The sequence below is a fragment of the Cyanobium gracile UHCC 0281 genome (assembly GCF_034931305.1).
GTDB classification, from domain to species: Bacteria; Cyanobacteriota; Cyanobacteriia; order PCC-6307; family Cyanobiaceae; genus Cyanobium; species Cyanobium gracile_A.
Genome location: NZ_JAYGHY010000086.1, coordinates 1 through 8,658, shown reverse-complemented (window position 1 = coordinate 8,658; position 8,658 = coordinate 1). Strand labels below are relative to the sequence as shown.

The window sequence follows — 8,658 nt, the reverse complement described above, 5'->3', positions numbered from 1 at the left end:
CCAGGGCGGCGGCCCGGCTGCGGGTCCGCAGGGCCTGCAACACCAACGTCTGCAGCCAGTCGGGCGCGGTGCTCCAGCCCAGGGCCACGCAGGTCTGGCGGTCCAGCAGGCCCAGCAGACCTCGCCGCAGGGCGGGGCGCAGGGGCGCGGGCCAGTCGGCCAGGAGCATGGCCAGGGTGGCCTCGGCGATGCGCTGGTTGGTGGCGGCCGGGGCGAAGGCCTCCCGCTCCACGCGTTCGTTCAGGGCCAGCAACGCCTCGAGGCTGTCCGGCAGCTCCGCGATCCCCATCCGCTCCCCCACCCCGCACCAGAAGCGGAACAGGTGTTCCTGCTCCAGGGGCGTCAGCGGCCGCCAGCCATAGCGGGCCAGCCAGCGGATCGGCTCGGCCACGAAGGTGGAGAGCACATAGAGGAAATCGTCGTTGCTGATCGCGTAGTGGCCATGGATGCGGTTCATACGCGCGATCACCGCGGCCCCGGCGGGACTGTCCAGGCCATGGCGCAGCAGTTCGGCCACCATCAGGCCCGTGTCGTCGTAGCGCTTGCGGGGCCGCTGCTCGAATTCGCCCGTGCGGGCCAGCAGACCGGAGATGGAGGGTACGCAGAAGGTCTTGAGCAGGGCCAGCTCCAGGGCCCGGGTGAGGTCCCAGGAGAACAGCTCCCCCGCCAGGCGATGGGCGGTGGCTTCGGCGGCCCGGAGGGTGGCGGAGGCGTCTGGTGGGTCGGTGGGGGAGCGCATCGGGTGGGGTCAGAAGCGGGAGCCGGGCTGCTGCAGGAACGCCGCTTCCTCGCTGGTGCTGGGTCGCCCGAGGGCCTGGTTGCGATGGGGAAAGCGACCGAAGCGGGCGATCACCGCATGGTGGCGGCGGGCGAATTCCGTGGTGCGGGCGTCGGTGTGGCGCTCGAACAGGGGCAGACCCAGCTCCTGCAGGGCCAGATCCTCGCTGTGCATCAGGGGCATCAGCCAGAACGGCCGCCGCTCCGGGGCCGGCTCCGCCGCGACCCAGCCGGCCTCCACGGCCCGCAGCGTCAGGGCAAGGGCCTGGCCATCGCCGGCGAAGGCGCGGGCCTGGTCACGCCAGATCTGACGCGGGAACTGGTCAAGCACCAGCAGCAGGGCGAGGGCGTCCGGGGCGCTCTCGCCCCAGGCCTCCAGACCGCCGGCCTGGGCCTGCTCGGTGAGCCCCGTGAACCGCTCCCGCACGGCCCTGTCGCCCTCAGCACCGGGTCTGAACCAGGCGGCGGCGGGGGTCTCCTCGAACCAGAAGCGCAGCACCTCCTCCGGGATCGGCATGGTTCAGGCGAGGAAGCGGTGCAGAACAAAGGGAAGCACCATCAGCGCCAGAGCCACCGCCACCAGTGCGGGAAGGTGGCTGACGCCGAAGGGGATCACCACCAGCATCACCCCGCAGCCCAGGGCCACCGCGTGGGCCTGCTTCCTGCCGTAGAGCATGTAACCCAGCCCGACCGACCCGATCACCAGCGTCAGCAGTTGGCGGAGGCTGGGATCGCTGCCCATGGATCCTGGCCCGGAGCGGCGGACGCCCCCATGCTGGGTTCCCATCGCCGTCCTGCCCAGCCATGACCCACCTGGTGGTGCTCCAGCACCTGGAGCGGGAAGGACCAGCCCGCTTCGCCGAAGAGGCCCTTCGCCGGGGTTGGGCGGTGACGGTGTGCCGGCCCGATCGGGGGGAGCCGATGCCCCGCCTCGGCCCCGACCAGGCCCTGCTGGTGCTCGGCGGACCGATGGGCGTCGCTGACATCGGCTCGCCGTCGTTCCCCTGGCTGGAAGGGGAGGTGGCCCTGCTGCGGGAGTGCCTGGCCTGCGAGCGCCCGGTGATCGGCCTGTGTCTGGGGGCCCAGCTGCTGGCCTTCGCCGCCGGGGGCCAAGTGGTGCCGCTGATGGCGGGTGAGCCCCCCGTGCGTGCCTACGAGGTGGGCTGGGGGCCGGTGGCCTGGAGCCGGACGCAGGAGCAGGAGCCGGTGCTCGCCGGCCTTGATGCCGCCCTGCCGGCGCTGCACTGGCATGGGGACCGGATCCAGCTGCCGGCCGCGGCCACCCTGCTGGGGTCCACGCCCCTCTGCGCCGAGCAGATGTTCCGCATCGGCCACCACGCCCATGGGCTTCAGTTCCACGTGGAGGTGACGGACGCCGCCCTGGAGGCCTGGCTCGATGAGGACGGCGACTATGTGCGAATGGCGCTCGGGCCCGACGGTGTCGAGCAGGTGCGGGCCGGCCAGGGGCGATGGGGGGAGGAGGGGGAGCGCCAGGGGCGCCGGCTGATCAACAACCTGCTGGATCGGGCCTGTGCCCTGCTGGGGGGATATCCCCTGATGTGAGGGCCAACCCGTCGGCCAGCCGACGGCGCCGCTGCTCCACCGCCCCATCCTCCAGCAGCCGCTCCGCCAGGGTCAGCCCCGCCTGGAGGCTCTCGCTGATCCCGGCACGCCAGAGCAGAAAGCCACTGTTCCAGATCAGCCCCGCCGCCAGGGGCCCCGCGGCGGCCAGGGCGTCCCGGGCCTGTCCCTGCCACTGGGCCACGCTCTCCAGCGGCACCTCCGGGGCCCCCAGGCCGTGGTCCCGGGCCCGCAGGATCAGCCGCTCAGAGTCTCCCCCCGCTCCCGCCTGCCGGTGGGAGGCGATCGCCACCCGGTTGGTGGGCAGCTCCACGCCCCCCTCCATCCCCTTCACCAGCAGCAGCTCGTCCTGGCCGGTGGCGGCCAGGGCCAGGCGGGCCAGCCGTTCGGTGGGGGCATGGACGAAGCCGCTGACCTGCAGGTGGGGGCCGTCGTGGCAGCTCCACAGCAGTTCGAGGGTGGCGATCGGCGGGCGCTTGCCGATCTGCTCCCGCACCGGCACCAGCCGCTCGGCGGCCGGGAAGTGTGCCGGCTGGTGCAGCAGGGCCAGCCCCTCCTGGGCGAAGCGGCGGTTCACCGCGCTCCAGGCCAGACCGCGCAGCTCGAGGCCGAGGGCGGCCAGGGCTTCGGCCGTTGTGAAGCCGTACTTCACCGGCATCGGGCCACCGCCCTGCAGCACCACTCCGACGCCGGCCGTCACCAGCAGCAGGGCCACCAGGGGCAGCAGCGGCGCGGAGCGGCTGCGGCCATCGAAGGGCACCCCGAAGCTGAGCACCCGGCGGGGCGTCGCCGCCAGCCTGGGTCCCCGACGCCGGTAGCTGTCCAACAGACCCGCCAGCTCCTGGGGTTCCGGACGCCGCAGGCGATGGGCGATCAGGAAGGCCCCGGCCTGGGCGTCGCTGCAGCGACCGTCGAGCAGCAGATCGAGGGCTTCGCCGGCCTCGGCACGGCTCAGGGCCCGGCCGCTGCGTTCGCCGCTGCCCAGGGCGGCGACCAGCTCGCGGCAGCGGCAGCGGTCGGCCCCCAGGACGTCGCCATGCTGCTGACGCCGCTGCGGCGTCCAGGCCTCACGGGAGCTCGACGTCGACATGCGCGGCGGCCTCCATAGGGTGATCCCTAGGCTGAGGGGTATGCGCCGGATCATCGCAAGCCCCCTCCTGCTGGTGGTGCATGGCCGTGCCGGTGGGGTGATCCCCTCCGAACTGCAGGACCTGGCCGGCCAGCTGCAAGAGGGCCGCGGGGCGCCCGTGGTTCTGGAGGCCCTCACCGCAGGGGAACCCCCGGCCCTGCCCGCCAGCAGCAGCGCGACCCCCCTGCTGCTGGTGCCCCTGTTTCTCCTGCCCGGCAGCCATGTGCGCCGCGACGTGCCACGGATTGCCGCGCGTTGCCGACGGCGCGGGCCGCTGCGGCGCCTGCCCTTCCTGGGCTCCTGGCGCGCCTGGCAGGGCGCCCTGGCCGACGAGCTGGCGGCCCTGAAGGTCCAGGCGGAGGAGGGGCCGTGGCTGCTGCATCACCCCCTGGAGGGGCCATTGGGGGCGGCATTCCTGGCCCACCTGGAGGCTGTCACCGGTGGCCGTTGCCGCGCCACTCCATACAGTGCCCCCAACCCTGCGGATGCTCCGCTGCCCCTGCCTGGCTCCGCCCTGCCCCTGGCCCTGGCGGCCAACCGGCTCACCGACGCCCTGCCGTCGCCGCTGGGCCTGCCGCTGCTGCAGCGGCCCCGGTTCCGGGCTGTGGTGGTGGAGGCGCTGATGGCCTTGCCATGACGGAGCCATGACGGACGAGACCCTGGCCCCCACGGCGATCGATGGCCCCGGCACGGTGTACCTGGTGGGGGCCGGCCCCGGCGATCCCGACCTGCTCACCCTGCGGGCCCACCGCTTGCTGCAGCAGTGCGACGCCCTCGTCTACGACGCCCTCGTGCCCACCGCCCTGCTGGATCTGGTGCCGGAGGGGTGTGAGCGCCATTTCGTCGGCAAGCGCCGCGGCCATCACTCGGTGCCCCAGCCCAGCACCAATGCCGTGCTGCGCGAACTGGCCGGCCGCCGGCGCCTGATCGTGCGCCTCAAGGGCGGCGATCCGTTCCTGTTCGGTCGTGGCGGTGAGGAGGCGGCGCACCTGGCCGCCCATGGCATCCCGGTGCAGGTGGTGCCCGGGGTCACGGCCGGCATCGCCGCACCCGCCTACGCCGGCATTCCCGTCACCCACCGGCGGGCGGGTTCGAGCGTCACCTTCGTGACCGGCCACGAGGAGATCGACAAGCGCCGTCCCGGCGTCGACTGGCGCGGCCTGGCCCGCAGCAGCGACGGCCTGGTGATCTACATGGGCCTGCACAACCTGCGCCACATCGTCGCGGAGCTGATCGCGGGGGGTCTGGCCCCCACCACACCCGCCGCCGTGATCCAGCAGGGCACCGTGCGGGGCCAGCGGCATCTGGTGGCCACGCTGGAGGTGCTGGCCGACCGGGTGGAGGCCGAGGCGTTCGCCTCGCCATCGATCGTGGTGGTGGGGGCGGTGGTGCAGGAGCGGGTGTCCTCCTGTGCGCCGTCGCCTGCCGATGTGGCGATGCCGATCCCCTTCTGAGGCTGCCGATGCTGACGCGGACGCCTGCCCCCCGGTCCCGTCGCCCAGCGGCTGCGGCGCTGCTGGCCGGCCCGTTTCTCTGTGGTGCCCTGGTGGCCGCGGTGGGCGGCCGAGAGGGTGGGGCCAGGGCCGCGGCCCCACCGCTTCTGGTCAGCGCGGCGGCCAGCCTCTCGGGCCCGCTCCAGAGCCTGGCGGTTCCCTTCGCCCGCGCCCGGGCCGTGGCGCCGCCCCAGTTCAACTTCGGCTCCTCCGGGCTGCTGCAGCAGCAGATCCAGCAGGGCGCGCCCGTTGATGTGTTCCTCTCCACCGGCGTCCGGCCGATGGACACCCTGGAGAAGGCGGGCCTGCTGCTGGCCGGCAGCCGCCGGGATCTTCTGAGCAACCGGCTGGTGCTGGTGGTGCCGGCCCGGGCGCCGCGTCGGCCCCTGGAGATCGCCGGCCTGGCCGGGCCCGGGGTGAGGCGCATCGCCATCGGTGATGGCACCGTGCCAGCTGGCGACTACGCCCGTCAGATGTTGGCCCATTACGGTCTCACCGCCGCCCTAGCCCCGAAGCTGGTGCCCCTGGGATCGGTGCGGGCCGTGGCCCGGGCGGTGGCCGCCGGCAACGTGGACGCCGGCTTCGTGTACCGCAGTGATGTGGTGCAGCTGGGGGGGCTGCGGGTGGTGGCCACCGCCCCGGAGGCCAGCCATGGTCCGATCCGTTACAGCGGCGCGGTGCTGCGCAGCAGCCGCCAGCCCCAGCTGGCCCTGGCCTACCTGCGCTCGCTCCGCACCACCGCCGCCCAGGCGCAGTTCCGCCGCGACGGCTTCGCCTCCCTGCCCGATCGGGCCCCCTGATGGAGGCCGCCCCGGGCCTGTCTCCCCTGGTGCTGTCCCTGCGCAGCGCCGCCCTGGCGGTGCTGCTGGTGACCCCGGCGGGGTTTCTCGCCGCCGACCGGGTGCGGCGCTGGCGGGGGGCGCGGCGTGCCACGGCCGATCTGCTGCTGCTGTCGCCCCTGGTGCTGCCGCCCACGGTGCTGGGTTTCGTGCTGCTGCAGCTGCTGGGCCGGTATGGACCCCTGGGGGAGCCGCTGGCTCGGCTGGGGCTGGAGCTGGTGTTCAGCTGGCCCGCCACGGTGCTGAGCGCGGCGATGGCGGCCTTTCCGCTGATGTACCGCACCCTGCTGGCGTCGCTGGAGCAGCTGGATCCCGGTCTGGAGGGGGTGGCCCGCAGCCTGGGGGCGGGGCCGTGGCGGGTGTGGCGGCGGATCACCCTGCCCCTGGTGCTGCCCGGGTTGGGGGCGGGCCTCAGCCTCGGCTACGCCCGGGCCCTGGGGGAGTTCGGCACCACCCTGATGCTGGCGGGCAACATCCCCGGCCGCACCCAGACCCTGCCCCTGGCGATCTACGCGGCCGTCGACGCGGGCGACCTGCCCCAGGCCTGGGTGTGGACCGCTCAGGTGCTGCTGCTGAACGGGCTCTGCCTGGCTTTGGTGCAGCTGTTTCTGCTCCGGGGCCGCCGGCCGGGGCTGGAGGGCGCCGCCGCGCCGGAGTCCCCGCCCGTGCCCCTCCCCCCAGCCGCGCCCGCCGCCGCCGCGCTGGTCCCCTTCGCCCTTCGCTTTGACCTCCACAAGCGCCACGGCGCGTTCCGCTTCGACCTGGCCCTCGACACCTCCTGCCGCCGGCTGGCGATCCTGGGGCCCTCCGGGGCCGGCAAGAGCCTGCTGCTGCGCCTCCTGGCCGGCCTGGAACGGCCGAGTGCAGGCCGGATCGAACTCAACGGCCGGGTGCTGTTCGATGCGGCGCGCGGCATCGATCTGCCGCCGGAGCGGCGCCGCATCGCCGTGATGCCCCAGCACGATGCCCTCTTCCCCCACCTGAGCGTGGCCGCCAATGTGGCTTTCGGGCTGGCCCACCTGCCAGCGGCCGAGCGCTACGCCCGGGTGGCCGCCCAGCTGGCGGCGGTGGGGCTGCAGGAGCAGGCGCGGAAGTATCCCGCCCAGCTCTCGGGGGGCCAGCAGCAGCGCACGGCCCTGGCCCGGGCCCTGGTGACCGAGCCCGATCTGCTGCTGCTGGATGAGCCCCTCTCCTCCCAGGACGCCCATCGCCGCCGCCGCCTGCAGCAGCTGATGGAGGAGCTGCTGGCCCGCTCCGGGGTCCCCACCCTGCTGGTGACCCACGACATGGACGAGGCCTACCGGCTGTGCGAGGAGCTGCTGGTGATCGACGGGGGGGCGCTGCTGCGCCACGGGCCCCGCTGGGAGGTGTTCGAGCGGCCCGGGGCGGTGGCGGTGGCGCGGCTCACGGGCTGCAAGAACATTTCGGCGGTGCAGCGGCTCGGGCCCACCCGGCTGCGGGCCGTGGCCTGGGGCCTGGAGCTGGTGACGCCCGAGCCCCTGGAGGCTTGGACCCACGTGGGGATGCGGGCCAATCACCTGGAACTGGGCACCGCCCCTGCCCCCGATGCGGTCCACCACTGGCCCTGCCGGGTGGTGCGGGTCAGCGAGGGTCCGCTGCACGTCACCGTTTTCGTGGTGCCGGCAGCCATGCCCGACGGCAATGGGGGCCGCGAGCCGATCCAGGTGGAGTTGCGCCGACGCCGCTGGCGCACCCTGGCCCAGGCCGCCGCCGCTGGCGACCTGCTGCTGTCCCTGCCCGCGGGCAGCCTGCTGATGCTGCGATGAGCGCCATGCTGGGGGCACCGCCCATCCGTATCCGCTCCGGCATGAGCCAGCCCGGCCTCTCCCACCTCAACGCCGCCGGTCAGGTGCACATGGTGGAGGTGGGCGACCGGCCCGCCAGCGATCGCCGCGCCGTGGCCGAGGGCCACATCACCATGGCGCCCGAGGTTCTGGCCCTGGTGCTGGAGGGTCGGGCGGCCAAGGGCGACGTGCTGGCGGTGGCCCGGGTGGCGGCGATCCAGGGCGCCAAGCGCACCTGGGAGCTGATTCCCCTGTGCCACCCGATCGCCCTGACGGGCCTGGAGGTGCTGATCGAGCCCAGCGCCGACGGCAGCGGCCTGCGGCTGCAGGCCAGCGCCCGCACCAACGGCGCCACCGGGGTGGAGATGGAGGCGCTGACGGCGGTGCAGGTGGGCCTGCTCACCCTCTACGACATGGTCAAGTCGGCCGATCCGGCGATGACCATCGGCCCGGTGCGGCTGCTGCGCAAGGAGGGGGGGCGCCGCGGCCTTTGGGTCCATCCCGCTGTTCAGGGCCCGGCCGGGGAATGCGATGGCTGAACCGTTTCCCCGCGAAGGCCTGCCCCTGGAAGAGGCGCGCTGCCGGGTGCTGGCGGCGATCACCCCGCTGCAGGGCACCGAGCGGCTGCCGCTGGGGCTGTGCCTGGGCCGGGTGAGTGCTGAGCCGGTGATGGCCGCCGAGGCCGTGCCGGGTTTCCGGGCCTCGATCATGGATGGCTACGCCATCGCCGATGCCGACGCTCCCAGCCATGGCCGCCGCTGGCGTCTGGTGGGCCGGTCGGCCCCCGGGGCCCCGTACGCGGCGGTGCTGGCCGCGGGAGAAGCGATTCGGATCCTCACCGGCGCGCCCCTGCCGGAGGGGGCGCGGCGAGTGCTGCCCCAGGAGCTGGTGCGCCCGGAGTCCGTTCGGGAGGCCGCCGCCGCCGACGATCTGCTGCTCACCGGCGAGGTGGGCCCCAACCCCTGGATCCGCGCCGCCGAGGAGGAGGCCGCCGCCGGCGATGAGCTGCTGCCGTCCGGCGTGCGCCTGGGGCC

The 8,658-nt window shown here is 74.2% G+C and carries 10 protein-coding genes and 1 pseudogene; 7 read left to right on the top strand and 4 right to left on the bottom strand.

Features of this window, described 5'->3' with window-relative positions; translation table 11 throughout:
- From VB739_RS15645 to VB739_RS15635, 3 genes are all read right to left on the bottom strand, one after another.
- Positions 1-739 (bottom strand): oxygenase MpaB family protein (locus VB739_RS15645; protein ID WP_323357953.1); only part of this gene is annotated, 739 nt, incomplete at its 3' end.
- A gap of 9 nt (positions 740-748) precedes the next feature.
- The gene (locus tag VB739_RS15640) at positions 749-1,294 is read right to left on the bottom strand and encodes a DUF924 family protein (RefSeq protein WP_323357952.1); all 546 of its coding nucleotides are present in this window, start codon (positions 1,292-1,294) and stop codon (positions 749-751) included.
- 3 nt (positions 1,295-1,297) lie between these two features.
- Positions 1,298-1,519: a hypothetical protein gene (locus VB739_RS15635; protein ID WP_323357951.1), complete on the bottom strand. Its 222-nt coding sequence runs from the start codon at positions 1,517-1,519 to the stop codon at positions 1,298-1,300.
- Between the two features lie 62 nt (positions 1,520-1,581).
- On the opposite strand from VB739_RS15635, the gene VB739_RS15630 reads away from it, so the two are divergent.
- A complete protein-coding gene (locus VB739_RS15630) occupies positions 1,582-2,340 on the top strand; it encodes a type 1 glutamine amidotransferase (RefSeq protein ID WP_323357950.1) in 759 nt (252 codons plus the stop codon).
- Here VB739_RS15630 and VB739_RS15625 read toward each other — a convergent pair.
- Positions 2,285-3,448, bottom strand: coding sequence for an anthranilate phosphoribosyltransferase (locus VB739_RS15625; protein WP_323357949.1), 1,164 nt, complete (start codon positions 3,446-3,448; stop codon positions 2,285-2,287). The genes VB739_RS15630 and VB739_RS15625 overlap by 56 nt on opposite strands.
- A 40-nt stretch (positions 3,449-3,488) precedes the next feature.
- Between VB739_RS15625 and VB739_RS15620 the strand changes: the two genes are divergently transcribed.
- From VB739_RS15620 to VB739_RS15595, 6 genes and pseudogenes are all read left to right on the top strand, one after another.
- Complete coding sequence (locus tag VB739_RS15620) at positions 3,489-4,124, top strand: CbiX/SirB N-terminal domain-containing protein (protein ID WP_323357948.1); 636 nt, start codon at positions 3,489-3,491, stop codon at positions 4,122-4,124.
- A 7-nt stretch (positions 4,125-4,131) separates the two neighbouring features.
- Positions 4,132-4,941 carry a uroporphyrinogen-III C-methyltransferase gene (gene cobA, locus VB739_RS15615; RefSeq protein ID WP_323357947.1) on the top strand — a complete coding sequence of 270 codons (810 nt, stop codon included), beginning with the start codon at positions 4,132-4,134 and terminating at the stop codon, positions 4,939-4,941.
- Positions 4,942-4,949: 8 nt separating this feature from the next.
- Positions 4,950-5,780 (top strand): molybdate ABC transporter substrate-binding protein, encoded by an 831-nt coding sequence (gene modA / locus VB739_RS15610; RefSeq protein WP_323357946.1) that lies wholly within the window; start codon positions 4,950-4,952, stop codon positions 5,778-5,780.
- Entirely contained in the window at positions 5,780-7,606 is a 1,827-nt protein-coding gene (gene modB, locus VB739_RS15605; RefSeq protein WP_323357945.1) for a molybdate ABC transporter permease subunit, read from the top strand. Before modA ends, modB begins: the two co-directional genes overlap by 1 nt.
- Positions 7,603-8,163 carry a cyclic pyranopterin monophosphate synthase MoaC gene (moaC, locus tag VB739_RS15600; protein WP_323357944.1) on the top strand — a complete coding sequence of 187 codons (561 nt, stop codon included), beginning with the start codon at positions 7,603-7,605 and terminating at the stop codon, positions 8,161-8,163. Before modB ends, moaC begins: the two co-directional genes overlap by 4 nt.
- Positions 8,156-8,658: pseudogene (locus tag VB739_RS15595) on the top strand (molybdopterin molybdenumtransferase MoeA); the annotation flags it as partial. The gene moaC and the pseudogene VB739_RS15595, both read left to right, overlap by 8 nt.

Excerpts from the sequence above, each read along its gene's own strand:
- VB739_RS15640 (WP_323357952.1), bottom strand. The coding sequence starts at position 1,294 with ATGCCGATCCCGGAGGAGGTGCTGCGCTTCTGGTTCGAGGAGACCCCC.
- modA (WP_323357946.1), top strand. The coding sequence starts at position 4,950 with ATGCTGACGCGGACGCCTGCCCCCCGGTCCCGTCGCCCAGCGGCTGCG.
- moaC (WP_323357944.1), top strand. The coding sequence starts at position 7,603 with ATGAGCGCCATGCTGGGGGCACCGCCCATCCGTATCCGCTCCGGCATG.
- VB739_RS15625 (WP_323357949.1), bottom strand. The coding sequence starts at position 3,448 with ATGTCGACGTCGAGCTCCCGTGAGGCCTGGACGCCGCAGCGGCGTCAG.
- modB (WP_323357945.1), top strand. The coding sequence starts at position 5,780 with ATGGAGGCCGCCCCGGGCCTGTCTCCCCTGGTGCTGTCCCTGCGCAGC.
- VB739_RS15635 (WP_323357951.1), bottom strand. The coding sequence starts at position 1,519 with ATGGGCAGCGATCCCAGCCTCCGCCAACTGCTGACGCTGGTGATCGGG.
- VB739_RS15630 (WP_323357950.1), top strand. The coding sequence starts at position 1,582 with ATGACCCACCTGGTGGTGCTCCAGCACCTGGAGCGGGAAGGACCAGCC.
- cobA (WP_323357947.1), top strand. The coding sequence starts at position 4,132 with ATGACGGACGAGACCCTGGCCCCCACGGCGATCGATGGCCCCGGCACG.
- VB739_RS15620 (WP_323357948.1), top strand. The coding sequence starts at position 3,489 with ATGCGCCGGATCATCGCAAGCCCCCTCCTGCTGGTGGTGCATGGCCGT.